Source organism: Alkalimonas amylolytica (assembly GCF_900107845.1).
GTDB classification, from domain to species: domain Bacteria; phylum Pseudomonadota; class Gammaproteobacteria; order Enterobacterales; family Alteromonadaceae; genus Alkalimonas; species Alkalimonas amylolytica.
On record NZ_FNRM01000002.1, the window covers coordinates 287,491 to 313,992 of the forward strand.

29 protein-coding genes are annotated in these 26,502 nt (G+C 51.1%); 12 read left to right on the forward strand and 17 right to left on the reverse strand.

Translation table 11 applies throughout. From position 1 onward, the window contains the following. Window positions 1-202: 202 nt before the first annotated feature. The 6 genes from nrdG to BLW37_RS04705 all read left to right on the forward strand — a co-directional run bounded on the left by nrdG (window position 203) and on the right by BLW37_RS04705 (window position 4,845). Window positions 203-652 (forward strand): anaerobic ribonucleoside-triphosphate reductase activating protein, encoded by a 450-nt coding sequence (gene nrdG, locus BLW37_RS04680; RefSeq protein ID WP_091340310.1) that lies wholly within the window; start codon window positions 203-205, stop codon window positions 650-652. Window positions 653-667: 15 nt separating this feature from the next. Further along, window positions 668-2,503, forward strand: a complete 1,836-nt coding sequence (gene nrdD, locus BLW37_RS04685; protein ID WP_091340312.1) for an anaerobic ribonucleoside-triphosphate reductase — start codon at window positions 668-670, stop codon at window positions 2,501-2,503. 112 nt (window positions 2,504-2,615) lie between these two features. Further along, entirely contained in the window at window positions 2,616-3,017 is a 402-nt protein-coding gene (locus BLW37_RS04690; protein WP_091340314.1) for a ribonucleotide reductase subunit alpha, read from the forward strand. Between the two features lie 238 nt (window positions 3,018-3,255). Then, on the forward strand, window positions 3,256-3,783 hold the full coding sequence (locus tag BLW37_RS04695; protein ID WP_091340316.1) for a hypothetical protein: 528 nt from the start codon (window positions 3,256-3,258) through the stop codon (window positions 3,781-3,783). 182 nt (window positions 3,784-3,965) lie between these two features. Beyond that, a complete protein-coding gene (locus tag BLW37_RS04700; RefSeq protein ID WP_091340318.1) occupies window positions 3,966-4,346 on the forward strand; it encodes a hypothetical protein in 381 nt (126 codons plus the stop codon). Between the two features lie 22 nt (window positions 4,347-4,368). After that, window positions 4,369-4,845, forward strand: a complete 477-nt coding sequence (locus BLW37_RS04705) for a DUF6644 family protein (protein ID WP_091340320.1) — start codon at window positions 4,369-4,371, stop codon at window positions 4,843-4,845. Between the two features lie 20 nt (window positions 4,846-4,865). Here the strand turns inward: BLW37_RS04705 and ubiT are convergent, their stop codons facing one another. Continuing rightward, the gene (ubiT, locus tag BLW37_RS04710) at window positions 4,866-5,381 is read right to left on the reverse strand and encodes a ubiquinone anaerobic biosynthesis accessory factor UbiT (RefSeq protein WP_091340321.1); all 516 of its coding nucleotides are present in this window, start codon (window positions 5,379-5,381) and stop codon (window positions 4,866-4,868) included. A gap of 139 nt (window positions 5,382-5,520) precedes the next feature. Here ubiT and ubiU point away from each other — a divergent pair, with 139 nt between their 5' ends. From ubiU to mog, 3 genes are all read left to right on the forward strand, one after another. Then, a complete protein-coding gene (ubiU, locus tag BLW37_RS04715; protein ID WP_091340323.1) occupies window positions 5,521-6,513 on the forward strand; it encodes a ubiquinone anaerobic biosynthesis protein UbiU in 993 nt (330 codons plus the stop codon). Window positions 6,514-6,554: 41 nt separating this feature from the next. Further along, window positions 6,555-7,427 carry a U32 family peptidase gene (locus BLW37_RS04720; RefSeq protein WP_091340325.1) on the forward strand — a complete coding sequence of 291 codons (873 nt, stop codon included), beginning with the start codon at window positions 6,555-6,557 and terminating at the stop codon, window positions 7,425-7,427. Between the two features lie 83 nt (window positions 7,428-7,510). Continuing rightward, window positions 7,511-8,041, forward strand: a complete 531-nt coding sequence (mog, locus tag BLW37_RS04725) for a molybdopterin adenylyltransferase (RefSeq protein WP_091340328.1) — start codon at window positions 7,511-7,513, stop codon at window positions 8,039-8,041. Window positions 8,042-8,086: 45 nt separating this feature from the next. Here mog and BLW37_RS04730 read toward each other — a convergent pair whose 3' ends face one another. Beyond that, window positions 8,087-8,806 (reverse strand): hypothetical protein, encoded by a 720-nt coding sequence (locus BLW37_RS04730; protein ID WP_091340330.1) that lies wholly within the window; start codon window positions 8,804-8,806, stop codon window positions 8,087-8,089. 12 nt (window positions 8,807-8,818) lie between these two features. After that, window positions 8,819-9,136 carry a serine hydrolase gene (locus BLW37_RS04735; protein WP_281248648.1) on the reverse strand — a complete coding sequence of 106 codons (318 nt, stop codon included), beginning with the start codon at window positions 9,134-9,136 and terminating at the stop codon, window positions 8,819-8,821. A gap of 419 nt (window positions 9,137-9,555) precedes the next feature. Between BLW37_RS04735 and BLW37_RS04740 the strand changes: the two genes are divergently transcribed. Beyond that, window positions 9,556-9,903 carry a DUF1840 domain-containing protein gene (locus BLW37_RS04740; RefSeq protein WP_091340333.1) on the forward strand — a complete coding sequence of 116 codons (348 nt, stop codon included), beginning with the start codon at window positions 9,556-9,558 and terminating at the stop codon, window positions 9,901-9,903. Window positions 9,904-10,016: 113 nt separating this feature from the next. Here BLW37_RS04740 and BLW37_RS04745 read toward each other — a convergent pair whose 3' ends face one another. The 14 genes from BLW37_RS04745 to BLW37_RS04810 form a co-directional block, all read right to left on the reverse strand. Then, the gene (locus tag BLW37_RS04745; protein WP_091340335.1) at window positions 10,017-11,360 is read right to left on the reverse strand and encodes a mechanosensitive ion channel family protein; all 1,344 of its coding nucleotides are present in this window, start codon (window positions 11,358-11,360) and stop codon (window positions 10,017-10,019) included. Window positions 11,361-11,399: 39 nt separating this feature from the next. Further along, a complete protein-coding gene (locus BLW37_RS04750) occupies window positions 11,400-12,656 on the reverse strand; it encodes a DUF2254 domain-containing protein (RefSeq protein WP_091340337.1) in 1,257 nt (418 codons plus the stop codon). Window positions 12,657-12,933: 277 nt separating this feature from the next. After that, window positions 12,934-13,536: a hypothetical protein gene (locus BLW37_RS04755; RefSeq protein ID WP_091340340.1), complete on the reverse strand. Its 603-nt coding sequence runs from the start codon at window positions 13,534-13,536 to the stop codon at window positions 12,934-12,936. Window positions 13,537-13,585: 49 nt separating this feature from the next. Further along, window positions 13,586-13,876 (reverse strand): hypothetical protein, encoded by a 291-nt coding sequence (locus BLW37_RS04760; protein ID WP_091340343.1) that lies wholly within the window; start codon window positions 13,874-13,876, stop codon window positions 13,586-13,588. 357 nt (window positions 13,877-14,233) lie between these two features. Continuing rightward, window positions 14,234-14,974, reverse strand: a complete 741-nt coding sequence (locus BLW37_RS04765; RefSeq protein WP_091340346.1) for a PhzF family phenazine biosynthesis protein — start codon at window positions 14,972-14,974, stop codon at window positions 14,234-14,236. Window positions 14,975-15,091: 117 nt separating this feature from the next. Beyond that, the gene (locus tag BLW37_RS04770) at window positions 15,092-15,493 is read right to left on the reverse strand and encodes a hypothetical protein (protein ID WP_091340348.1); all 402 of its coding nucleotides are present in this window, start codon (window positions 15,491-15,493) and stop codon (window positions 15,092-15,094) included. Window positions 15,494-15,619: 126 nt separating this feature from the next. Beyond that, window positions 15,620-15,988, reverse strand: coding sequence for a DUF2513 domain-containing protein (locus BLW37_RS04775; RefSeq protein ID WP_091340351.1), 369 nt, complete (start codon window positions 15,986-15,988; stop codon window positions 15,620-15,622). Between the two features lie 282 nt (window positions 15,989-16,270). Continuing rightward, window positions 16,271-17,515, reverse strand: coding sequence for a bifunctional protein-serine/threonine kinase/phosphatase (locus BLW37_RS04780; protein WP_091340354.1), 1,245 nt, complete (start codon window positions 17,513-17,515; stop codon window positions 16,271-16,273). A 9-nt stretch (window positions 17,516-17,524) separates the two neighbouring features. Further along, window positions 17,525-18,502: a transposase gene (locus tag BLW37_RS04785; RefSeq protein ID WP_091340357.1), complete on the reverse strand. Its 978-nt coding sequence runs from the start codon at window positions 18,500-18,502 to the stop codon at window positions 17,525-17,527. Window positions 18,503-18,629: 127 nt separating this feature from the next. Next, window positions 18,630-19,286 (reverse strand): hypothetical protein, encoded by a 657-nt coding sequence (locus BLW37_RS04790; protein WP_091340360.1) that lies wholly within the window; start codon window positions 19,284-19,286, stop codon window positions 18,630-18,632. A gap of 101 nt (window positions 19,287-19,387) precedes the next feature. Continuing rightward, window positions 19,388-19,747: a hypothetical protein gene (locus BLW37_RS04795; RefSeq protein WP_091340362.1), complete on the reverse strand. Its 360-nt coding sequence runs from the start codon at window positions 19,745-19,747 to the stop codon at window positions 19,388-19,390. A gap of 18 nt (window positions 19,748-19,765) precedes the next feature. Then, the gene (locus tag BLW37_RS04800) at window positions 19,766-20,197 is read right to left on the reverse strand and encodes an acetyltransferase (protein ID WP_091340365.1); all 432 of its coding nucleotides are present in this window, start codon (window positions 20,195-20,197) and stop codon (window positions 19,766-19,768) included. A 189-nt stretch (window positions 20,198-20,386) separates the two neighbouring features. Next, complete coding sequence (locus BLW37_RS04805) at window positions 20,387-22,117, reverse strand: bifunctional protein-serine/threonine kinase/phosphatase (RefSeq protein WP_091340368.1); 1,731 nt, start codon at window positions 22,115-22,117, stop codon at window positions 20,387-20,389. An 11-nt stretch (window positions 22,118-22,128) separates the two neighbouring features. Continuing rightward, entirely contained in the window at window positions 22,129-23,610 is a 1,482-nt protein-coding gene (locus BLW37_RS04810; protein ID WP_091340371.1) for a NarK family nitrate/nitrite MFS transporter, read from the reverse strand. 304 nt (window positions 23,611-23,914) lie between these two features. Between BLW37_RS04810 and BLW37_RS04815 the strand changes: the two genes are divergently transcribed. Both BLW37_RS04815 and BLW37_RS04820 read left to right on the forward strand, forming a co-directional pair. After that, the gene (locus BLW37_RS04815) at window positions 23,915-25,198 is read left to right on the forward strand and encodes an MFS transporter (RefSeq protein WP_091340375.1); all 1,284 of its coding nucleotides are present in this window, start codon (window positions 23,915-23,917) and stop codon (window positions 25,196-25,198) included. Beyond that, window positions 25,185-26,384, forward strand: a complete 1,200-nt coding sequence (locus BLW37_RS04820; protein WP_091340379.1) for an NnrS family protein — start codon at window positions 25,185-25,187, stop codon at window positions 26,382-26,384. The genes BLW37_RS04815 and BLW37_RS04820 overlap by 14 nt, the downstream gene beginning before the upstream one ends. Window positions 26,385-26,502: the final 118 nt, after the last annotated feature.

Sequence of the window (26,502 nt, forward strand, 5' to 3'; positions counted from 1 at the left end):
TTCAGCGGGCGGTTTTTTTAACTTACAGCAGCACTATCCATGAAGGGGTAAAGGATCCAGCAAAGATGCGGCTCTGAGGCGTTGGCAGCTTTGAGCAGCAGCGAAAGCTTGATCCAGATCAAGCTTTCCATCCACAGAACGCCTACCCTGAAACACAAGATATAGACACAAAAATAAATATAAACACTACATGTAGGTTTTTATGCTGCGTTTTCGTATCGAACAGGTAGTTTGGCAGGAGGTTCCGGGTGAAGTCTCACTGGCCTACACCATCACCGGCTGCCCCCTTGGCTGCAAAGGCTGCCACAGCACCGAGACCTGGGATGCCAGCCGGGGCACCCTGCTGACCGATGACTACTTTGAGCAACGTCTGAACCAGTACCAGGGCCTGATCAGCTGTGTGCTGTTTTTGGGGGGTGAATGGCACAGCACGGAACTAGAACGCAAGCTGAAGCTGGCGCGCCGGCACGGCCTTCATACCTGCCTCTACACCGGCCTGGAAGATATCGAGCCCAAGTTAAAAGCCGAACTGACCTATTTAAAAACCGGCCGCTGGCTGCCTGAGCGCGGCGGCCTGGACAGCCCCACGACCAACCAACGACTGGTGGATTTACGCACAGGCCAAAGCCTGAACCACCGTTTTATCCGCTAAGCAAGGAGCTTGACTATGTTACGTTTACAACCAGACCAACTGCAGCAAAAACTGGATTTTATCGACCATTACTTAAGCGCACAAAACGCCGCCGATGGCTCGAAAATGGATGCCAACGCCAATGTCACCCAGAAAAACATCGCCACCTTAGAAGCCGAAATGATGAAAGACATCTTTATTCAGGTCAATCGTGGCAAAGTCAGCCAGAAAATTGCTGAGCTGTTTGGTCCTGAGCTGGCGCAAGAGTACGGCCGCCAAATCGAGCAGCACGAAATCTATGTGCACGATGAAACCAGCCTAAAGCCTTATTGCGTCTCGGTCACCCTGTACCCCTTCCTGCGCGATGGCCTGACCAAGCTTGGCGGTGAGTCGAAAGCACCCCAGCATCTGGAGTCGTTCTGCGGTTGCTTCGTTAACTTTGTATTTGCCATCAGCAGCCAGTTTGCCGGCGCCGTGGCCACCGTCGAGTTCCTGACTTACTTCGACTACTTTGCCCGCAAAGACTACGGCGACAACTACCTGCAAACCCATCCAAAGCTGATCGCCAATCACTTACAGCATGTGGTCTATGCGCTCAACCAGCCCGCTGCCGCCCGCGGTTATCAAAGCGTGTTCTGGAACATTTCGGTGTACGATCAGCATTACTTCGACAGCATGTTCGGTAACTTTGTCTTTCCAGATGACGACTTTACCAAACCCAACTGGCCGTCGGTGGATGCCCTGCAACACTTTTTCCTCGACTGGTTTAATGAAGAGCGGAAAAAAACCATCCTGACCTTCCCGGTGGTTACCGTCGCCATGCTAACCGAACAGGGCCAATGCAAAGATCAGCAATTTGCCCAAAGCATGGCCAAACAACTGGCCAACGACAGCTCATTTTTTGTTTATCTGTCGGACAATGCCGATTCGCTGGCCTCGTGCTGTCGGCTGCGCAGCGAAATCAGCGACAATACCTTTTCTTACTCACTGGGCGCAGGCGGCGTGGCCACCGGCTCCATCAATGTGATTACCATCAATATGAACCGGCTGGTGCAGGATGGTCGCGATCTGGCCACCGAAGTCGATAAGATCCACAAGTACCAGGTGGCCTACCGCAAGCTGATGGAAGAGTATCTGGCCGCCGGCCTACTCACTGTGTACGACGCTGGCTTTATCACGCTGGATAAGCAGTTTCTCACCATCGGCATCAATGGCATGGTCGAAGCAGCCGAATCACAAGGCTTGGTGGCCAGCAACAACCCGGCGTACATCGCCTTTGTGCGTGAGCAGCTAAAAATCATTTTTGATGCCAACAAAGCCGCCAAAGCCAAATACGGCTATCTGTTTAACACCGAATTTGTGCCGGCTGAAAACCTCGGTATCAAAAATGCGAAATGGGACCGGGAGGATGGCTATCAGGTACCACGCGATTGCTACAACTCCTACTTCTATGTGGTCGAAGACGAGCAGACCAATGCGCTGGATAAGTTTCAGCTGCATGGCAAAGAGCTGCTGGATTACCTGGATGGCGGCTCGGCGCTGCACCTGAACTTAGATGAAAAACTGGATGAAGACGGCTACCTGGCGATGCTAAACATAGCTGCTCATACCGGCTGCAATTACTTCTGCGTCAATGTCAAAATCACCATCTGCAATCAGTGCGAAGCCATCGATAAGCGCACCCTGCACCATTGCAGCCACTGCAACAGCACCGATGTGGATCACGGCACCCGGGTGATTGGTTACTTAAAACGGGTCTCGGCCTTTAGCAGCGGCCGGCGTAAAGAGCATGGGCTACGGCACTATCACCGTTCGCCTCAGCCGCTCCGCGCTCAGCCCACAATACCTCAGGCCGTTGCCGCAGAGGCTTAACCACCAAACGGCTACCCCATTCGGGGTAGCCACTGCCTCTTTTGCCTGATCGGCCAGCCGCGCTTTGGCTGCTACACTGCTCAACAGTAAGTTAACCGATTTCAGGTGCCCTATGTTCTCAACCTATCCTCAGTTTATCGAGTTGGCCTGCCAACAGGCCGAGCCGCAGCGATTGTTGTTTGTGCTGGCAAAAGTCCAGCTGCCCAAAGACGCAACCCCAGAGCAAAAAGCACGCTTTGAGCAGGGCGAAGGCGGTTACCTGGAGTCGGTACTTTGTGTCGATAAACTGCCGGAAGAAGTGCGGGATTTTGCGGCTTTTGTTGATGAGTCGAAAAAAACCGAACTCGACTGGGATCTGGCCTTTATTTCCAGCATGGAAGGCCGCGCTGGCTTTGCCCCGAACTCCGACGAAGCGGTACAGCCGTTAAAGCTGATGGTACAGCGCATTGAAGCCGGCCAGGTGGCGAATTTCCTGGCGGTGAATAAGCAAGGTGAACTCTTACAATTTCAGTAAAGGTTTATGACGATCTACCAACTAGCTACCAATACAAAACCGTATTTGAGTACCCTTCAAGCTCTGGCTCCCAGAGCTATTTACAACAAATTCGGCGTGATGTTCGAGAAAAAGCTACACAAACTGCCTCCAGAGCTGCCAAACCAGTGTTAGACTACATTGTTGATTCAGTTAGAAGAACTGCTATTGATGCAGCAAAACATCGTTTAGAGCGCTTTATAAATCCAAGGTTTTATTAATGAAGCAACAAGACACTAATCTTAACTCTTGGCAAGTAGCAGCAGGGTGGTTACTCATTACAGCGCTCACCATTTTTGGCTTCGTCTATTTCTGGTATTACTTATACCTGCTACTAGATGGTCTTTTCTCCAGCGCTGATGCGATTACCCTGAATAAAGGCGCCTTTTATTGTTTTGGTGGGGCTATGCTGGGTTGTATCCTCCTCTACTTTGGTATTAACAAGTTACGAGGAAAAGCAGTTACCAAAGCACAAAACAAAACTGCCAGTTATGGTTTTTTTATCGGTCTTGGCCTAATCGTTATTTTGCCACAGCTGATCCATCATACAACCGAAAACTACTTGCAGGCTAATGGGTACCAAATATGCGAACTGCAATCACGCAAATGGCTGCATGATAAAGTAATGGTTTACACTCATTCCGCTCAGCACTGCCTGGAGCTTGCTATCGCTGATTGCACTGCAAATCCACACCGGCAAAAATGCCAAAAGCTTCCTATGTTCAAACCCACCCCACCCATATCCTGACACGCTTCACCACATTCAGCTTCAGCATCCCGCGGCAAACAGCAGCGGGATTTTTACATGAACTTTTTCTGCAGCTGAACGTAATGTAATCAAGGTAATTGGCGGATGCCGGCTAGTCGCTTGGCACAGAACTGCTTGTTTCCTATACTGGTAACTACTGACTGAATAAAGAGGATACCGTGATGCGATGTTTTGCTCTGTTAGTACCTGTTACGTTGACTGCCCTGCTTTGGGCATTTAGTGCGACAGCACACCATGGCTGGAACTGGGCCGAAAGCGAACAAACCGAAATGACTGGTACCATTACCGAGATCTACATTGGCCCGCCACACCCGCGCCTGATGATCGAAACAGAGCACGGCCCCTGGCAGGTGGATCTGGGTAACCCACGTCAAACCCGTGATGCCGGTTTTGTCGAAGGGGAAGCCGCCGTTGGTGATCTGGTGCTGATCCGGGGCCATCGCTCCAACAACAAGGATGAACACATTATCAAAGCGGTCCGCGCCACCATTGATGACAGAGTGTACACCTTCTACCCAAGCCTGCTGCGTGAAGACCAATAACCGCTGTTAAAGTACGGTCATCATGCTCACTGAACTGCTGGTCAACCTGGGTGATACCACGCTGGCCAGTTGGTTGCGCCAATCCAGCATCGGCTACCCGCTGATCAGCAGTGCCCATATTTTGGGCATCGCCTTGTTGCTGGGGGCCGTGCTGATACTGGACTTGCGTTTGCTGGGGATCTCCCGCCGTGGCGACTTGAGCATGCTGGCGCCCATACTCAGTCGCTTTGCAGCCGGCGGCCTGTTGCTTGCGCTGATTACCGGCCCCCTGCTGTTTAGTGTGCAACCCGCTCACTATCTTGCCAACACGGCTTTTTTGCTAAAACTCGCGTTATTGCTGCTGGCTTTGCTCAATATCCTGCTGGTGCACCGGCTACCACACTGGCAAGCCCTGCTTGAAGGCCAAAAACCAACACTTTTGCTGCAAGTCACCGCCCTGCTGTCGCTGCTGCTCTGGCTTGCCATCTTGCTGGCCGGACGCTGGATAGCTTTTGTTTAGCCCCCCAAATCCAGTGCGCATTAAACCGTTTTTTCTGCCAACTGGCCCTGCTCCATGGCCGGTACCGCTGCTGCCAATTGCGTCAGCAAGCTAACCAGTGATTTGGGCAATCGCTCATTGAGCTCAATGGTATCCAGCAGGTTTTTCACCGCCAGGGCCAGTTCAGTATCACCCAGCAAGGCCAGCTTGCGGCGGAAAAACAGCGTGTCCGGATCGGCTTGCTGGGTGATCAGCTGCAGTAAATCCTGACTGTTGGCCCGAAACAGCACATCCTCTGCCCCATCGGCCAGCACGTTTAACCGGCCTTGTTGCAGTTGCAGGTAAAATTGATAACTCAAATCAGCCACTTCGACCTTCACGGTTTTGCTGGCAAGAAAATCCAGCTCGCCGGCGGTGAGTTCCCGGCGAAAAAACCCGTTCAGATGCTGACTAAGCCCAAAGCAGCTGACCGGCTTTGGCAAATAGCGCAATGCCGCCCCTACCCACAAAGGTCCGCGCGCTACCACCTGTTGGATAACCCATTTTCTATTTAACATTCAATAACTTCCAAACCGTTAATCCGGTACACTGATGATACTGAAATCAAGCAGGCTTTGTTTAATCTACATCAAAGTTTAATGCGTTGCGCACTGCCACACTGGGTAAGTTCCGGCAGCAGCAAGCGCAGGAGTTCGTATGGAATTACTCTGCCCGGCTGGCAGCGTGCCAGCCTTAAAAGCCGCCATCGAGCATGGTGCCGATGCGGTCTATGTTGGTTTGAAAGACGAAACCAATGCCCGGCACTTTGCCGGCTTAAACCTCGATCAGCTGAAACTGAAAGAAGCCGCTGATTATGTGCACCGCCATGGCCGCAAATTGCATGTCGCCATCAATACCTTCGCCCACCCCAACAGCTGGCAGCGCTGGCAAGAAGCCGTAGACAGTGCGGTCAAAGCCGGTGCCGATGCCTTAATTCTGGCCGATATGGCGGTGCTGGGCTATGCGGCCGAGCGCTACCCCAAAGTTGAGCGGCATTTATCGGTGCAGGCTTCAGCCACCAATGCTGCCGCCATTGAGTTTTACCGCCAGTACGGCGTATCACGGGTGGTGCTGCCGCGGGTGCTGTCGCTGCAGCAGGTGCGGGCGCTGGCACGTACCTGCAACATCGACCTGGAAGTCTTCGCCTTTGGCAGCTTATGCATTATGGCGGAAGGCCGCTGCTATTTAAGCTCTTATTTCACTGGCGAGTCGCCCAATACCGCTGGGGCCTGCTCACCAGCCGCTTTTGTGCGCTGGGACGAGCACGATGGCTTGCTCGAATCACGCTTAAATGGCGTGCTGATCGATCGTTTTGCACCGGATGAAACCGCTGGCTACCCCACCCTGTGCAAAGGCCGCTTTGAGGTCGATGGTGAGCGCTACCATGTGCTGGAGGAGCCGACCAGCCTGAATACCTTGAGTCTGCTGCCCGAGCTGTACAAAGAAGGCATTGTCTCGCTGAAAATTGAAGGCCGTCAGCGCAGCCCGGCTTATGTTGCCCAGCTGACCAAAGTCTGGCGCCAGGCCATTGATACCCTGCTGCAAGACCCGGCGCATTTTGAAGTCGCGGCCAACTGGCAACAGGTGCTGGCCGGTTTATCCGAAGGCAGCCAGACCACGCTGGGCGCTTATCACCGGGCTTGGAAATAAAAACTTAGGAAATAAAAGCACAGGAAATAAGGAGTCCTTTGATGAAATTCTCCCTTGGTCCTATTCAGTATTTCTGGCCCAAAGCCCAGGTGCAGCAGTTTTACCGCCAGGCGGCGGAGTCCGCCATTGATATCGTCTATCTGGGCGAAACCGTCTGCAGTAAACGCCGTGAGCTGAAGCTGGACGATTACCTGCAACTGGCCCATATGCTACGCGAAGCCGGCAAGCAGGTTTGTTTATCCACCATGACGCTGCTGGAGGCCCCGTCGGAGCTGCGCGAACTGCGCCGTTACTGCGAAAACGGTGACTTCTTAGTGGAAGCCAACGATGTCGGTGCCATCCAGATGCTGCAAGAGCAAGGCATTACCTTTGTCTGTGGCCCGGCTATTTCCTGCTACAACCAGCACGCACTACGCCGTTTGGTTGGCATGGGGTTGCAGCGCTGGGTGCTGCCGGTGGAGTTATCCGGACAATGGCTACGCGATTTGCTCAGCCAAAGCTGCATTCAGGATATTCGTGATTGCTTTCAGACCGAGCTGCTGGCTTTTGGCCATTTACCACTGGCCTGGTCCGGGCGCTGTTTTACCGCCCGCTCGGAAAATCGCAGCAAGGATCAGTGCGAGCTCTGCTGCATCAAGTACCCCGCAGGGCGCACCGTCACCAGCCAGGATGGCAAGCAAGTGTTTGTGCTCAACGGCATTCAAACCCAATCCGGTGAGCGCTACAACCTGATCAACCAGTTGCCACAGATGCATGGTCTGGTTGACATTGTGCGCTTGAGCCCACAGCATGAAGGCACCTTTGACTGGCTGGCTAAATTTAAAGCCAATCAGCACGGTGCGGCGCCGCAGCCTTTACCTGCTGGTGATTGCAATGGCTACTGGTTGCAACTGGCTGGGATGGCGGCGGGTTGAGGGTTGAGGGTTGAGGGTTGAATGTTGAATGTTGAATGTTGAATGTTGAATGTTGAATGTTGAATGATTAGCGTGGAGATTGGATGGAACAGCAAGCAAAGATTGGCATAGTTACTGTGAGCGACCGGGCCAGTGCCGGGGTTTATGAAGATATTTCCGGCCAGGCCATTCGCGATACCTTAAGCGAGTACCTGGTCAGCGACTGGCAGGCCGAATACCGGCTTATTCCGGATGAACAGCCGCAAATTGAACAAACCCTGAAAGATCTGGCAAGCGAAGGCTGCTGTTTGATTGTAACCACCGGCGGCACCGGCCCGGCAAAACGGGATGTGACGCCAGAGGCCACCGAAGCGGTGTGCGATCGGATGATGCCCGGTTTTGGCGAGTTGATGCGCCAGGAATCATTAAAATACGTACCCACCGCCATTTTATCGCGCCAGACGGCCGGCCTGCTTGGCAGCTGCCTCATTATCAACCTGCCCGGTAAACCCAAAGCCATTCGCCAGTGCCTGGATGCGGTCTTTCCAGCCGTGCCTTACTGCATTGATTTGATGGAAGGGCCCTACCTGGAGTGCAACGAAGATGTGATCAAGCCGTTTCGGCCAAAAAGCTAAAGCAGCTCCATCACGCTTCGGCGACCACCGGATCCGCTCAGTTCTTCACAGCCGCTGGAAATTTAACGCATTCGCCAGAGGGGTTAGCCGCTGCAGTGCTTCTTCCGCCGTGGGGTCTGGATTTGTTTCATCATGGACAGACACATTGGCGGCAATATCCGCTGTTAGCCAAATCGTAAGTGCCCAAATGCCCGTGCCGTTATCAAGCACTGCAGGCATGCTGTCTTGCCATAGCAACTCTTGCGGCAAGCGGGCTAACTGCGCTTCAGTATAAATATCCGGCTCTTGCGCCCAACGTATTTTTTCGCGCAGATTTTCTAAAAAAACCAGCCAACCCTGCCGTTGCTGAGCCAAAAATGCTTCTGCATCCTGGTGTGTAAAACCGGTTAGATCAGCGTATTGGCGGGTGTACGAATGGATGCTGTAGAAAATCGTAGCGCCGGTAGCAGAATCATCCAGCGGGCCATAGACTTTGGTCACCAGGTTGACACCACAAGTCTGGCGTTTTAGCGGCTGCCCTTCCATCTGATTTGCTGCAGGTAATGTTTGCCGCAAAGGCTCCAGTGCTGGATGACATTGGCTATCGGGATCACCTTGCGCCCTTTCATGACTGTCATGCCACGCTGATGGGTACTCGCTATCAATGCTAGCAGCATCACCCTGCGGTTGCCCGGGCTGCACTGCAACAGCACGCTCAGGTACAGGCTCAGTGTTGCACCCAGCCACCAATAGCATAACCGTTAGTAGATAAAACGTATGACGCATAATGAATTTCTCCTAACTCATTGCCCAATCGGCTGCGATCCCTCCCACCTCAGCGAGGACTGCCTGATGCCAAGCCTCAGTCTGCCCGGTATACTCGCCGCTATCAAAATAGGCCGCAATGATAATCGGGCTTCTGTTGGGAGGGAAAGTGATTGCAATGTCATTGCACTTATTGGTGGTTCCCTCCGTTCGCCCGGTTCCGGTTTTGTTACCGCTACGCCACTTTGCAGGGAGTCCGGCGCGAAGTCGCAGGGACCCGGTTTTTGTGTTCTCCATCCAGTGCAGCAAACGCTGCCGTGAATCACGCTGTAGCATGTCGCCGGTCGTGATTCGACGAACGAGCTACTATCTTTTTCAGTGTACATAAAAGACAGACCATACGCTCTTGGTTTTTCTCTAAGAAGCTTACTGATGGAAATGTATTTGAAGAGGTTGTAATGAGTTAAACCGAGAGTTTGCAATGGAGTTCCATTACGCTGTGCTCCATTCGCGTTTACAGAAGCGAGTGACGGTCACACGTCTCGCTGTACAGGTTATTTTCGGCGGTGTCCCTGATAGCTTGCACTACCCGGTTGATGCTGTAAGCTACCTATTAACCACTTATCTGCTCGCAACCGCTCTCATTGTTTGTTTCGGCTGGCTACTTAGCCGACATTTATGACGCTGGTAGTGGTCATTGGGCAGTGAATTGAAGCCTTCAGAGGAAACCTTCACGTCATCTTGCCTTTTACTTTCTTCGGAGACTCAACATGTTAATTACATTCAGTTGTACTGCGACCTCAGATGTCACTATGTTTGGTGATGTTGCAGTCAATATCCTCAAGATTATGGGGTATGGTGAGAAACTCCCAAACGCCATGTCAGCCGAAGATATCCCTCAAGCACTAGCAAAGCTAAAAGCCGCGATCGACATAGAAAAAGCCCGGCAGTCTGATGAAGTGGAACCAGACACAGACACTGATCAAGAGCAGGATGAAGCAGATGAAAAAGATGATGTTGAACCATCTATTAGTCTGAACCACCGTGCCTTACCTCTGATTAAATTATTAAATGCGGCTATCAGGGATGAATGCCCTGTCATGTGGGAGGCGGGATAATGTGCTCTGGCACAACGGTCAGGTACACTCAGGGAAGTCGTGCCATCACGCAAGCTGTTAGAAAATAGCAATGAGATGGAAGTTGAGCCTATTTTTTGTTTATCTGCCCCCAGTTAATTCCGGCCCTTTGCCAGAGGATCGTCGCTAACTGCTGGCAACAGGTTTTCTTCATCGGACTTGTTTAACTCCTGCTGAAATTGCTGCTCGATGCAATCGTCGGTACTCACATCAACCGCAGGCTCAGCTTGAATAACCACTTCTGGTGTGGCTGGTGATGACGGTTTTTCCTCGTCCTTGGTTAGCGTATCGACCATAAGAATGCGGTAAATCGGCTCTGGCATTTCTATACCGGCGTTATCAAAAGTCGTTTTCACCAACCGGATTGCTTCGCTGCGCGCTTTTAAGAAATCAGTGTCACGCTGATCAACCCAGGCCATTACCTGCACAGTAACCGAACTATCACCCAACTCCTGCACCAATACCCGTGGCCGCGGTTCAGCTAAAATACCAGGCATGGCCTGCAAAGTGGTAATGGCCAGTTGCCGTACAACCAATAAATCGAGGTCAGCCGACACGCCAACAGTAAATTCAAAGCGGCGCAGCGGGTTACGGGAAAAATTTAGCATCGGCGAGGTAATAATCTGGCTGTTCGGAATGCGCAAATGATTACCGTCAAACGTCATTAACACCGTGTCTCGCGAGGTGAGTCGGATCACCTTGCCGGTAAAGTTATCAACCTGGATAAAGTCACCGATAGCAAAAGGGTTGCGGGTACTTAGCAATACCCCCGCCAGGTAGTTTTCGACAATATTGCGAAAGGCAAAACCCAGCGCTATACCAATAACCCCGGCGATCCCCAGCAAGGCGGTAACCAGGGCGGTCGCATCCAGCAACTCCAGCGCAATTAAAATGCCGATACTGGTAATAATTAACCGCACAAAGCGCATACCCAGGTTAGTCGCCAGCTCACTTAACCCTAAACGGCGCAGTAACGCACTGCGATTCGACAGCCAGCTACCAACCAGCCAAAACAAAACTACCGCTAAAACCGCCAGCACCAAGAGTGGCAACATTTGCACTGTGGTGCCTAGCATTTCCCTGAATTTTTCCGCTGCTGGCGCTAAGCGGGAGCGTACGGCCAGTTGCTCCTGCAACTGGTTCTGCACATGCACCACGCCTTCCAGCCGACTGGCAATAGCCGTCATATCGTTTTTCAGCTGGGTGTTGGCTACCTCCCCCTGCAGGGTAATCACCCCTGCATTGACGCTGATTTCAACATTTTCCAGGCCGGACAACGATGCAGTAATTGCACGTAACCGGGCAGCAATCGCCTGATCCTGCGGTGCATTCTGCACCTTTATTTCGCCAGCCAGCTGCTCATCATCGGCTTGCAGCGCCAAGGCGCTGCCATAACCAACTATCCATATTGCCAGTACCAGCTGTAGCCAATGCCGCATGATCCCTCCGGCTTAATGTGTTTTTCAGTGAAAATTTTTTTAATTCGACCCCATTCCTTCCAATTGTTTATTCAGCTGCTGCAGCAAAGCAACATCCGGCTGATAACTCATTGCCAGCTCCGCCCGGGCCAATGCTGCCGCGGCATGTTTTCTGGCACAGCGTTTAAACTCGGTGCCATAACCCGCTAAAGCGATAAAAGCTTTTTGCAGTCGGATTTGCACTTCGATATTGGCCGCACCATCGCGGACAATCGACGTAAAAAAGTCGTCAAATAAGTCATCCAGCGCGACTTTAGGCGCCCAAACATTGGCATACTTCACCTTTCTGTTACAGCGCTCTGGTGGCCACTTACTGAGCACCCGGATGCCACGACCGATAATCTCAATAGCCGTACCGGGGTCGTTAATACCCGGGGATAACGCTTTGGACGCAATTTCAGCCAGTACTATAACGCCAAAGCGGGGATCCTGATCAAAACTGCGATACTCACTCAGATTAAAAGCACTAAACAGCTTCTTATCTGGCTCAGCACGTCCCCCGCTTAACCACATTAACGGCTGTTCTTTGTGCACAAAGGCACCGGGCAGGCTACTGATATACACTTTTGCGTTGTGCTCGCTGGCCCATGCATCTAACGCATTCACATCGATATGCTGAATGTAACCAATTTCTGTCGTACACACCGCTTTGGCATCGGCCGGAATATCATTCAGTGAGTTCAGTTGAATGGCATCAAGCCAGGGGTGCTGTTCGCTGCGCTTAACCGCTTTACAGGCTGCATCTTCCACTCGGCTGGCTGTTTCACCTATGCGTCCGAGACCCGATAAATGCTCAATCCATATTAAAATAGTGATAACAATCAGCAAGATCATGCCAATGGTCATAATAAACAACACTACCCGGCCGCTCTCACCATACACATCAGCGCTCAGCAAGATAATGCCAACAATACTGTATAGAAAAGAGCCAATAAATGTTGCCAAGGCATTTTGGGTGGTACTGTCATCCATCAACAGTCGGGTTGCCCGTGGCGACACGCCGCTTGAAGCTGCGTTAAAAGCCACAACCATAATACTTAATGAAAAGGTGGTAACCGTCAGCATGCTGGTGGCTAGAATAGTCAGAATTTTTTCAACAGCATCGCTGCCGATAGCACCGCCCATGCTGTCCGGTATCATGCCGCTCAGCAGCACTCCCAGTCCCGGGATAAAAAAAGCTAACAGGGTTAAGAGTGACGTGCGCACCCAAAGCTTACGGCTTAACTGCAGTAACTGCCAACTCCATTTTGATGGCATAACCCTGTCCTTATGGTTTCCGTTACCTACAACATAACGAAAGGCTTGTGCCCTTACAAGCTAAGCATGGATTTCCACTTTAAATCGTCGACACGGCTGCTCGAGGCATTCCAGAAATCTGATAGTAACGGCTATCGTGAAATAGCCATTGTCGCCTCCTGCCACGGTTCATCACATGCTAGTAAGCATTTTCGTATTCAATTCGCAGCGGTCTTGTCATGGTAAAACTTAGGCCAACCAAACGACTTCGCAAGAGTCAATATTTGCCCCCTATCAGCTATTGCCATATTTTATTTTCATATCGACAAGTGTTTAATAGATAAATAAAGAACAGTGCAACTAAATCTAAGCCAACCCCAAAACCAAGGTTATTCCCCCAAAAGAATTGGAATGATGGGTTTAGTATTGAAGCTTTAAAGGCAATTCCATTTTGTAGAATAACCATTACCCCCCCGAGACCTGAATAGGAGTAATATATGAAACCTAAATTAAACGCGAACAACTGAGCAACCTGATTGAAAAAAGACAAGTGAAAGCCCAATTTTATTCGTTTGAGGAGCAAGAAACCGGCGAAACCATTGAATACCGAAATCCCCAAAAATAGTGCAAGGATAAATAATGTGAAATGCTCAAGCAGGCTAACCACGCCAACATATATAAAGCCAAGACAAGTGGCAATCTGAAGCCACGCAAGAATATTTAAGCGACTATTTACCGTGACATAGAACTTCTCATCTTCTTCTTTTCGATGTTGTTCAATTTCTTCTTTTCTGGATTCAAACTCATTGATCAGCTTTTGATATCTGTCAGGGTATGCATCCTTATCAATACTGCTTAAGCTTTCATGCAACTCCTGGATCGTGTAACGCGAATAGTCCACTTCATCCTCCTTGGAAGCTAATCGGGATAGGTACGTTCGTTAACTGGCACTAGATACCACCCAATGCAACGATGGCAATAAAGCTAAAAAACTTTGTCACCAACACCAGTAAAATCAGATCTGGCCATACATTTGCTCCCGTAAAATCTTTAAGTAAATAGAAAAAAGCAATAATTGATAAAATCCAACCTATACCAGGGATTAACGCAAGAAGTGAAGAAGCACCTATGCAAACCAGGCCTTCTTTGTAACCGATCTGTACAGTGGTAACCTTACCTGCAATCCATAGAAAAAAACCGGTAATCACCACATCTAAGATGAAAAATAACACAATTTCCATAAGCACACTCCCTTGCTATCATTTTTGGCTGAAAATAATCTAGCCAACACAAACCTTTTAATCAACAACTTTTAAACTTACCTGTAAATTCATCTTTCCCGGTTTGTTTATGCTAACTTTAGGTGAACAAAAAAATGCGTCGAAGCGCCGCGGTCCTGCTGTCAGCAAGGATGCTGAAATCAGCAGGCGCTCACTGAGCGTGAGATAAGAGAGCCCCGAGATGTGTTTGTTGCAGGCTATCGCCTGGCAACCATGATGACAGATGAAGCAGTCTATCTTGCTGATGGACAAAGGCCTGGCCGCTAGCGCGGCCAGAAGAGCGGTTTTACCTATTGACTCCGAGAAGGCTCATATGTGTTAAATTGCAATTGCTCGCCGTTTTGCTTTGGCAAATACTGTAATTGAATTTTCAGTTGTTCTCTCCACTTCAAAATAACCACCTGACATTGAAAGTTGACGTACATTCAATGAGTCGGAGCCAAGTTTTTTAAACCAATACGGTGCAAGGGAGCATTGTGCTGAACCTGTTGCTAAATCCTCAGATATGCCAATTTTGGGTGCAAAGTATCTTAGAACATAACCACTATTATCATTTGCAGCCGTTACAATCAGAGCATGGTATTCGTTGATTTTTCTCAAGCGCTCATCATCTGGTTGGAAATTCATTACAGTCTCAACCGAAGGCAAAACCAAGACTAAGTCTCGGGTAGAGAAAACATCAATCGCATCCGTCGCTAAATCAGGGATTTCTACTGGAACAGCGCAAGGCTTACCTTCCCAGCTGGGTAATAACAATGAATATTGGTCATTTCTCTTAGCAATTACCACTTCACCATGTTTACTGTTGAAAACTACATTTTCCAGTTGGTACTTAGAAAGGATCGCTGCACCAGCGCCTAAACTCCCGTGACCACAAAGATTAATTTCACCATCCAATGCAAACCAGCGAATGTGAAACTGTCCGTCCATGTGAGAAATGAACGAAGTGACAGGCTGTCCAACTTCACGGGTGATTTGATGTAACTCGGAATCGGAGAGCCAGCACTTTAGCTCTAGTACCCCGCAAGGGTTGCCAAAGGCCGATTCGCCAATAAACACATCATAAATATCAGTTTTAATAATCCACCATCCTTGACTGCAATTTAACGCCTCTGCTCACCGGTAAATAGGGAGCGCAGCGAGTAATTTATCCGCGTGCAGAGCTGGTTAGGCGCACTACGCCCAACCCCTCAGCCGTGCGGCAATATACGGTGCAAGGGCCGTTGTCGCGAGAACAATAGGCCAGATGTTGCCATCTTTGAACGTATAGGCTTCAAGCAACTCGGGCCACGACTTGCCCTGCCAGAGCCCAAACGAAAACTCAAAAACGAGTGTGAGTGCGAGCCAGCCCAACCCAACGGCCCAGAGCTGAACGGGGCGGCTAATTTGTAGCCAAGGAAGCGATAAGTACGCCACGCCAATGATCAAGGTTGAAAGCAGCAACCCGCTAAGCACGAGTGCGGTCGAAGTTCCGACCCCCGGTATAAGTACAGACTCGCGCAGTGCTCCATTGGCAACAGCTAGTACAAGAATGCTGGCCCAAATAACCAATGCCTTTAAAGTAATTACCGTAAGCATCGATTGCTCCTAAAGCGCCTAACGCCCCGCGCATGCGCGCGAACATGTGAGCGTCGCTGGGGCCCCAGGCCCCGAGTGACGCGGTTTTTTGGGCTGATGATCTATGTGCCAATATTTTCTCATTGCTCAGCTTAAACCGACCTGAGATTGCATGAATTTCACGGCCAAGCCCTGAACAACTGAAAATGCCATACCAAGCCCCTTGTCCTGAAGAGTATCTTTAACCTTCTTCCATATGGTGTCGTTTCTAATAGAGTCTAAGAAATCGTGTCCCTTCCAAGTCAACTCAAATGGCAATACATAGATAACTCGTTCACTTTTACTTGATTTAACAGGTTCACATCGCAGTAATTCAGCATCATACATAAGCACTAGGTGATACTGAATTGTCTGCTCATCGTAGCCATCGATAGGCGGCGCCTCAATATGCGTGGGGTTCTCTTTATCATCGAAAAATATCAACAGTTTTCGGACAAGTTCCATATCACGCTTCATCTCAGCTCCTATCTTTCAGATTGCATACAGCCCAACAGCTTATTCAAAGGATCTAAACCCGCAAGTTACGGCAAACACGTCCTTTGAGTTTCTCAATCTTTCCAGTCTAGGCTTGTATCTGAATGTAAATCAAGAGCTTTTTTCTGCCATATTTTTTGTTACAGGAACCTGCAAGCATAAAAACCCGCAAGTTGTTGCAATAAAACTCAGACACGTTCCTGTAAAGCCATACGATGCATTACGAGGGATCTGGCTGAAGAGCCTTCGGTAACCACTACCACCTTAACGCTGCAATAAAAACAACCAAATCACCAGCAACAAGGTAACAAACCAAAAGCCAGACAGCAGTTGCCAGAACAACAGGCTACTGGTACGGGTGTTGCGTTTGACTTCCTCGCGCAGAAAGTCTGGGTTGGGCTGTTTTAAGTCGCGCAGCAGGCTCTGCAGTGTGGTGTAGCGCTGCTGCAAATCGAACGCCACGCCTTTTTCCAGCGCCCGATCAAACCACAGCGGAATGCGTGGGTTGTGCTCGCGCGCCGGGATGTAGCGCAGGCGGTCAAAATCGCTGGCGGTGCGGCAATCTTCGATTTTACTGCCATAAGGCAACTGGCCGGTAAAAAGCTCGTAGCTGATGGTTGCAAGCGAGTAGACATCGCCCTGAATGCCGGAGTTATGGCCTTGCAGGTACAAGGGATCGGAATAACTGGCGGAACCAACACAAAGCGCGGCTTCGTGCTCCTGCGGCACAAAAATTTCGGCCACACCCGCGACAAACACCGAACCAAAATCGACGATTTTGACCTGCTCATCCGCCGTCACCAGGATATTGCCGGGCTTTAGATCCTGATGGATGGCCTCGCAATCATGAAACGCCTGCAAGCCTTTGGCGATTTGCTCCACCAGCTTAATGGCCCGGCCCGGTTTGACTGGTTGGTGCTGCTGCATCCATTGCTCCAGACTGATTCCTTGCACATATTCCATCAGGTAATACAAAAAACTGCGCGGCCGGCTTTGCCGGATCACTTTCACCACATAAGGGCTTTGGATGCGGCTGCCTATCCACTCCTCGCGGATAAAGCGATCAATGTAATTGGGATCGTCGCTGTAATTGACCGACGGGCATTTTAAAATCAGGCTCTGCGCCGTATCGGTATCGGTTACCAGATACAGATGGCTGCGCTCACTGGCGTAAAGCTCGCGCTCGATGCGGTAGCCATCCACCTTCATGCCCGTAGCCAGTACTGGTGGAAACGGCAGCCGGGTTAAGCGCTCGTTGTAATCGTCGATGCTCTCGGCGGGCAGTGCATCCACCCGGGCCAGGACGATGGAGATGTTGTCATCCGAACCTTGCGTAAGCGCCAGCTCAGTCAGTGCCTGCACTTTTTGCCCGGCGCTGCTATCCGCCAGCAGTTGCTCCAGCAGTTGTTGCTCGCTGACAAAGTCGTGCAAGCCGTCCGAGCTTAGCACAAACCAATCCCCTGGCTGCAGCTGCTGACGGCCAGCATCCAGTTGCAACTGATTGCTCATACCGAGACCTTAGGGGGTCAAATCTTGACTTTTACCATTTAACTCATCAAATTCCCCAAGCAAAGCTCCATTCATATCAAGCTCATCGTTCAATCGCCGCACCGTTCTTGAAACCGTACTGTAATGATCGACATTGAAGTACTTAGCAATCGCTGGCAATCGCTCTCCTGACAGATCCTGGCACAATTTCATCGCTATCCAACGGGGAAGGTTTTTTGATTTAATGCCTCGCTTGGCTTTTAACAGGCTTTGTGGCGTGATCTGGTAATAATCGGCTACGATTTGGACAATAGTATCCATAGAAAGATAATCCTTCAGAGGATGCTTTTCGATTTCCAGACCATGACTCAAAGCTTGAGCGTGCGCGGCTTCAACAAATTCGCCACTACCACGCACAGCGGGCCAATGGCCTTTGTCATAGAACTTACGAGTCTCCTCATCCAGTCCTTGCTCCACAAACCCTTGATAGGCTGACTCGGAAGGTTTAGCGCCCAACTCGCCGAATACCGTGTCTTTTACCAACCACTCCGGACAAGATGCTTTGTTCAGATAGGCCGGATAGCTGGACCACGGATAGTCCAGCAAATCCGCCACCAAAGGCTTTTTGCTCTCTACCGGGTTACGATGAATATAGCGACTGACTTCGAGTAAATAGCTGGAAGCTTCAATCAAAATTGCTTTATAGCGCCCACGAAATAACGACCCGTCGGTTCTCTTTAGATAATTGTACTTTTGCGTGTAAACACCATTGATATGGCGCATCGCTCGACTCAGATTGCCTTTTGGTGTCTTGATAAGGAGGTGATAATGATTACCCATCAGGCAATAAGCATGGATTTCCACTTTAAATCGTCGGCATGCCTGCTCGAGGCATTCCAGAAATGCCTGATAGTAACGGCTATCGTGAAATATCCATTGTCGCCCTCTGCCACGGTTCATCACATGGTAGTAAGCATTTTCGTATTCAATTCGCAGCGGTCGTGTCATGGTAAAAATTTAGACCAACTAAAACGACTTCGCAATAGTCAAGATTTGACCCCAATCATTATAGTCAAAAAATGCCCCCCATCACTTTATAGTCAAGATTTGACCCCCATCACTTTGACTAGCCTTGTTAATATTTTGAGCGCGAAGCGATATGGCAAAACTTTCCGCACCTTGAGCCCAGTAGATGTAGACGTTCTCTATAACCAGACAAAACAAAAACCTTGTTGAAAGAACAATTTATTTTCCCAGATTTTTCATTAAGCAAAGTGAGCAATTCTGAAGTATTTAGAAACTCAAGTCCGGAATCATCCACCACAAGAAGCCAGCTTTCGAAGTAAGCTTTTTCGAAGTGGTGTTTCGTAAAAAGTTCGGATTTCTTTGTAATTGCTGTTCCTACAATATTTACCCAAAAGTCATGAAATTCTCGGCTATCCCAGATTGCCGTATCACCCTGTTTTTCTTTAATATACTTACCAAGGCGCTTTCCTGTATGGTTGATATCCTTTAACCAATTCATTGAGTAGCCTGGCCCACCTTTTTTTCCAAGTTCAGAAGTGAGCTGCTTAGATTGTGGACTAGTGGCTTTTACCACTTCAATTCCTATCGTGTTTTTAACTCGGCTTACTTCAAAGTCAGGACTTTCCCGTTTATATAGTTCTCCTCGAAAGATTTTTTGAGGATAAAGATCAAAAAAGTCGGCGATTGCCTGACACTCATCAATGTTGGACCTATCAAGTGCTCTAATCTCTTCGTAGCGCTTTTTTAAGTCTCCGGTTACTCTCATTTTTCTAAAACCTTAACGCCGCCATCATGCGCGGCTTTGTAGTGAAAACGAAGACGCAACGAAAAAGGCGTCGCCAAGCCTAGCCTGGTTAAGTGCCGGAACTACGCTTCGCTCATTAATTTGGTGCGGGGAGGAGGAATCGAACCTCCTCTCGTTTTTCCTGGATCTGGCAGGTAATTCACAATTACTGATCTCTCGTTCGGATTGAAAGTGTCCCACCAGGCCCGCAAAAACGCCACCCCGCACCAAACGCATGTAATAAATACGATCAAATTATCCATGATTACCTCCATTACGGCTTTCGCTTTCACTTCAACTTTCACTTCCAACCCGAACGAAATCGCTGCTCTTGCTTCAATACCTACCGTTACCTCCAAGTCATGATGATAAATATGCTTAACACCGCCTGCGCGCACGGCTTTGTTGTGAAGGCGAAGCCGCAACGAAAAAGTCGTCGCCATAGCTGGCCTTGTTAAATTTTATAGCATCATATGCAGCAGCGGATAGGCCTTACCCTGCCCATCGACCGGAGAGCGGCCTGTCACTTTAAAGCCAATATGCTGGTAAAAACCTAGCGCCTGCTCATTCTGTTCATTAACGTCGACCTTTGACGCTCCCTGCTCTTTGATAGCGTTGGACGCTAACATGGCACCAATGCCTTTTCCGCGCGCATCAGGTGAGATGAACAACATTTCAATATTACCGTCGTGTACGCCGCAGAATCCCTGTATTTCACCATTGGCGTTTTTAGCACACGTTAAATCAACTGCGTCGAAATACTGCTCAAGAATTAATGGTTTTAACTCCTGTAAATCATCTTCCGCCAAAAAGTCATGCGTAGCTCTGACCGATGCTTCCCAGATCGCTAATAACTTAAGGTGATCTGCTTTTTCTACAATCTCAATGTTCATCACTTAACTCAATTAAAAATTTAACAGCATATTCAAAGGCTCTAAACCCGCAAGTTGCGGCCAAAGCATCCCATGAGTTTTTCGATGTTTCCAGTCTAGGCTTGCATCTGAATGAAAATCAAGGGCTTTTTCTGCATCATTATCTATTACTGCAAAGTACAATAAATTGACTTGAGGAGGGCCACCAGCCTAACGCTGCAATAAAAACAGCCAAATCACCAGTAGCAAGGTAACAAACCAAAAACCAGACAGCAGTTGCCAGAACAACAGGCTACTGGTACGGGTGTTGCGTTTGACTTCCTCGCGCAGAAAGTCTGGGTTGGGCTGTTTTAAGTCGCGCAGCAGGCTCTGCAGTGTGGTGTAGCGCTGCTGCAAATCAAACGCCACGCCTTTTTCCAGCGCCCGATCAAACCACAGCGGAATGCGTGGGTTGTGCTCGCGCGCCGGGATATAACGCAGCCGGTCAAAATCGCTGGCGGTGCGGCAATCTTCGATTTTACTGCCATAAGGCAACTGGCCGGTAAAGAGCTCGTAGCTGATGGTTGCGAGCGAGTAGACATCGCCCTGAATGCCGGAGTTATGGCCTTGCAGGTACAAGGGATCGGAATAACTGGCGGTGCCCAGCGCGGCTTCGTGCTCCAGCGGCACAAAAATTTCGGCCACCCCGGCAACAAAGACCGAGCCAAAATCGACGATTTTGACCTGATCATCGGCCGTGACCAGGATATTGCCGGGCTTTAGATCCTGATGGATGGCCTCGCAATCATGAAACGCCTGCAAGCCTTTGGCAATTTGCTCCACCAGCTTGATAGCCCGACCCGGTTTGACTGGTTGGTGCTGCTGCATCCATTGCTCCAGACTGATTCCTTGCACATATTCCATCAGGTAATACAAAAAACTGCGCGGCCGGCTTTGCCGGATCACTTTGACCACATACGGGCTTTGGATGCGGCTGCCTATCCACTCCTCGCGGATAAAGCGGTCAATGTAATTGGGATCGTCGCTGTAATTGACCGACGGGCATTTTAAAATCAGGCTCTGCGCCGTATCGGTATCGGTTACCAGATACAGATGGCTGCGCTCACTGGCGTAAAGCTCGCGCTCGATGCGGTAGCCATCCACCTTCATGCCCGGTGCCAGCACTGGTGGAAACGGCAGCCGGGTTAAGCGCTCGTTGTAATCGTCGATGCTCTCAGCCGGCAGCGCATCCACCCGGGCCAGCACAATAGAGATATTATCATCCGAGCCCTGGCGAAGCGCCAGCTCAGTCAGGGCCTGCACTTTTTGCCCGGCACTGCTATCCGCCAGCAGTTGCTCCAGCAGTTGTTGCTCGCTGACAAAGTCGTGCAAGCCGTCCGTGCTTAGTACAAACCAATCCCCTGGCTGCAGCTGCTGACGGCCGGCATCCAGTTGCAACTGATTGCTCATACCAAGTGCCCGCGCCAGAAACTGCCGCTTATCCTGCAGTACGGTGCTGTGATCGGTACTGAGCTGGCTGAGTTGCTGGCCGCGGCAATGCCAGATGCGGCTGTCGCCAACATGAAAGAAATACGCGGTATGGGATTTCAGCACCAGTGCACTAAAGGTACAGAGATGGCCTTTTAACTCGTTGGCAAAAGCATGGCTGCGGCGGTACAAGCGCAAATTGATGGTGGACAGCACCTGTTCGGCGCTTTGCCGCACCGACCAGGTATCCGGGGTATTCAGGTAGTCCTGCACAAAAGAAGTCACCGCCGTTTGGCTGGCCTCGCGGCCTGCTTCGGCACTGCTGACCCCATCGGCCAGCGCCAGCACCGCCCCTTTGTAGGTTCGAAGGTATGGATCGTCCGGCAGTTGCCAGCAGACCGCATCTTCGTTGCCGGTTTTACCGCCAGCTTCCGAGCTGGCGGCAATGGTCAGTTGCAACAGCGGTGCGCTCAATGCAGCCCCCGTTATTTATGCCCAACATCAATGGTGTGAACCGTACCATCCGGCAGCACTTCGGTGATATGGCCTTTCGGGTTTTCCAAAAACAGAATGGCCACCAGACCGAACAGCGCCGAGGCTGCAATCACAAAGAAGAAAGTACTGTAGCTGACGAAACTAAGCACGGTCAAATAGACCACAGCGCCCACATTGCCGTAGGCTCCGGCCATACCAGCGATCTGGCCGGTCATGCTGCGTTTGATCAGCGGGATCATCGAAAAGACCGCGCCCTCACCCGCCTGCACAAAGAACGAACACGCCATGGTCACCAGCACCGCCAGTGGGATCCACCAGTAGCTGTCGATCAGGCCCATCAGGAAGTAACCGACAGCCAGGCCGGCGATGAGAATGATCATGCTACGCCGACGGCCAAATTTATCCGAGAACCAGCCGCCCATCGGCCGGGATATCAGGTTCATAAAGGCAAAACCAGAGGCCAGAATACCAGCCTTAACCGGCGTTAAGCCTTCAAAGGTTTGCAGGAAGTACAGTGGTAACATCGAGACCACCGCCAGCTCAGAGCCAAAGGTGGCGAAGTAGGCGATGTTTAAAATCCCCACCTGCTTGAAGGAGTACTTTTGCATCTCTGGCACGCCTTCACGCAAATGCTCGGCATTGATGCGCCAGGTTTGCTGGGTCTGGAAGATAAAGAGCAGCACCAAAATACCCAGGAAAATATACATCCAGCTCTCGTCAAACAAGTTGACACCGGCCGGTGACAAGCGCCAGGCCAGAATGCCCAACGCCAGATACATCGGGATATTCATGCCAATCAACAACCAGAGATCGCCCCAGCTGGTCACTTCCATGGCCCCGGTTTTCTTGGGTTTGAAGTAAATTGAGCCTTTAGGCGTATTGCGGGCATACTTGTAAAACACCAGGCCGTAGAGGCCACAGATCACGCCGACACTGGCAATGGCATAGCGCCAGCCATCATCGCCGCCATACATCAGCGCAATGGTGGGCAGCAACATGGCCGCTGCAGCCGAGCCAAAGTTGCCCCAGCCACCATAAATACCCTCTGCCGTACCGACCTGATGCGCCGGAAACCATTCACTGACCAAGCGAATGCCAATCACAAAGCCAGCACCAACAAACCCCAGCAAGAAGCGGAAAATGGCCAGACTGGTGTAGGTGTTGGCAAAGGCAAAACCAATGCACAAAAAGGCCGAGATAATCAGCAAGCCGGAGTAAATAATACGCGGGCCATACTTATCGACCAGCATCCCCACCACAATCCGTGCCGGTATGGTGATGGCAACGTTTAAAATAAGCAAAGCACGAATTTGCGCATCGGTCAGACTTAAGCTGGCCTGGATCGATGAAAGCAGCGGCGCATGGGCGAACCAGACCGCGAAGGTCAAAAAGAACGCAAACCAGGTCAGGTGCAGGGTTTTGATTTTCGGGTCGCTGAATCGCAGCAGATTCAGACTGCCAGTGTCAGACATAACTCACCTCGGGTGTGAAAGGACAATTCCTGGCGCCAGTTTCTGCGCCTTTGCCTGAGCATAACTTGATCTGCATCAACAGGAAAAACCATTGAAATTACAAGGATAAGGGGCATTACCCCCTAGGTGATAGCCGCACCCGGTCGCCAGCTCAGGGCCCTGCTGCACACCCTAACCACAAAGGAGTAGCTGCCAACAAAAACAGAGCAGGCCAGGCTTCTTCGGGGTATTCCCTGGGCGCCATGCAGCAGCGCGAAAAGCGGCGTATGATAACCGCAGATCCCGCCACAGGAACCACAGCCGGATGAATGCAACCCTGCCCCACGCCTGGCGTGCTCTTACTCTGGCCACCCTGGCCTTTGCTGCCAATTTCTCGGTCTGGACTTTGTATGCCGTGCTGGCCATTGACTTTCAGGACAAGCTGGATTTAACCGGCACGCAACTGGGTATTTTGCTGTCGGCCCCCATTTTATCCGGTGCTTTGCTGCGCTTACCGCTTGGCATCCTGTCGGAATACCAAAGCGCCCGCAGCTTGTGGCTGTGGCAAATGGCACTGACCCTACCGGCGCTTATGCTGCTGCCCTGGATTGACAGTTTTCAGGGCTTTTTCTGGTTAGGGCTCTGGATTGGGGTTAGCGGCGTATCTTTTACCTTGGGTATTCGTTATGTCACCGACTGGTTTAGCCGTGAGCAGCAGGGCCTGGCGCTGGGTATTTTTGGTGCCGGCAATGCCGGCGCCGCCATTTCATTGATTTTGCTGCCGCTTTTGGTGCACTGGCAGGGCTGGGCCTGGACCGGGCCGGCCTATGCCGCCGGCTTGCTGTTGATGCTGTTGCTGTTTGCCGGCTTTGCGCCCAAACTACCGGCCTATGTGCAAAGCTATCAGCCGCCCTGGCGTGAACAGCTCAAGCCGTTGCGCCATTCCCAGGTCTGGCGGTTTGGCCTGTACTATTACTTTGTGTTTGGCAGCTTTTTAGCCTTGATCCTCTGGCTGCCCCAGTACTACATGCAGGCCTACCAGCTGAATTTGCAGCAGGCGATGGCCTTTACCTTGTTTTTTGTCACCACCTCCAGCATGGCCCGAGCTCTGGGTGGCTGGTTTGCCGACCGCTACGGCGGCCGCGCCGTCAACTGGAGCGTGTTCTGGGTTTGTCTGGTGTGCTTGTTCTTTCTGAGCTACCCGCCCACCACCATGACCATTCATGGCCTGGAGCGGGATGTGGAGCTGACCATAGAAATTAATGTCTGGCTCTTTACCGCACTGATTTTCATCATTGGCATTGCCCAAGGCTTTGGCCGCGCCAGTGTACTGAAAATTACCCACGATCATTACCCACAGCAAATGGGCTCTGTGGGTGGCATGATTGCCACCATAGGGGCCCTGGGCGGCTGCACCCTGCCCATCGCCTTTGGTGCGGCGCAGGATGCCCTTGGTATTGCCAGTGCCAGCTTTATGGTGCTGTATGCCGTGCTGGCGCTGTGCATGACCATGATGTTTTTTGCCATTCGCAGCGAGCAGCTGCAAAAGCAGCTGCAAGCGGCACTCGCCAGTAACTTCTTTGAGGATAACGACGATGCAAATCACTGATTTACAGCAAGAAGAGGCACTCAAGCCGTTGCTGCGCCAGGCGTTTCGGCCACTGTTTTTATTTGGCGCCCTGTTCAGCTTGCTGGCCATGTTGCTATGGGGCCTGGCGCTCAGCGGCGTGATTGCACTGCATCCTTATGGCGATCTGCTGTTCTGGCATCAGCATGAAATGCTGTTTGGCTTTGTAGCCGCCATTATTGTCGGTTTTTTACTGACCGCCGTACAAAACTGGACCGGCCTGCGCGCCACCCATGGCAGTCCGCTGCTCATACTGACGCTGGTATGGCTGGCTGCCAGGGCGCTGATGCTGTTTGGTGGTTCGCTGCCTGGCGTTTTGGTCGCTGCGGTGGATCTGGCTTTTTTACCGCTGGCCGCCCTGTTGTTTGGCCGCATCCTGCTCAAAGCCGGCCAAAGCCGTAATCTGTTTTTTGTCCCACTGTTGTTCCTACTCACCGTTTGCAATGGCCTGATGCATGCCGGGGTGCTGCTGAACCAGCCAATGTACAGCCAGCACGGTATGCTCAATACCATCTGGCTGATCACTCTGGTGATGGCCATCGTCTCTGGCCGGGTGCTGCCGATGTTTACCGCCAATGGCACCCAGACCCCGAAAATCGAGGCCAAGCCCTGGCTGGATAACGCCGCCCTTGGCTCGCTCTGGCTGATTTTTGGCCTGCACTTTTTGCTGCTGGCCAGTTGGCTGCCGGCAAGCATCATGGCGGTGATTTACGCCACTGCCGCCCTGTTGTGCGGCTGGCGGCTGATACGGGTGAAGGTCTGGCTGACCTTTCGGGTGCCTTTGCTCTGGTCGTTGCACATCGCCTGTTACTTTATTCCTGTTGGGCTGGCACTATTCGCTGCCAAAGCAGCTGGCTTTGCCGTCAGCCAAAGCACCGCCATCCATGCGCTAACGGCGGGCGCCATGGGGGTGATGATTCTGGCAATGATGGCGCGGGTCTCGCTCGGCCATACCGGCCGTATCCTGCAGCCCAAACCTGTGATGGCTGCCGCCTTTGTGCTGTTGATTGCCTCTGTCCTGCTGCGGGTGCTGGCGCAGTGGCTGCCGGGTTTTGCCCTGTACTGGTATCAACTGGCGATTGGCGGTTGGGTGCTGGCGTTTGCCTGTTATTGCTTAGTGTATTGGCCGGTACTGACCACGCCAAGAGCCGATGGCCGGCCGGGATAGCCTGGTTGGCCAGGCGTACCACTGATGGAGTAGTCGTCAAGAAAACTTGATGCACATCAAATTGCTTTTGTTTTCAGCACCTAGACTGAGGATCTTTATAGATGAAAACAGGTACTGA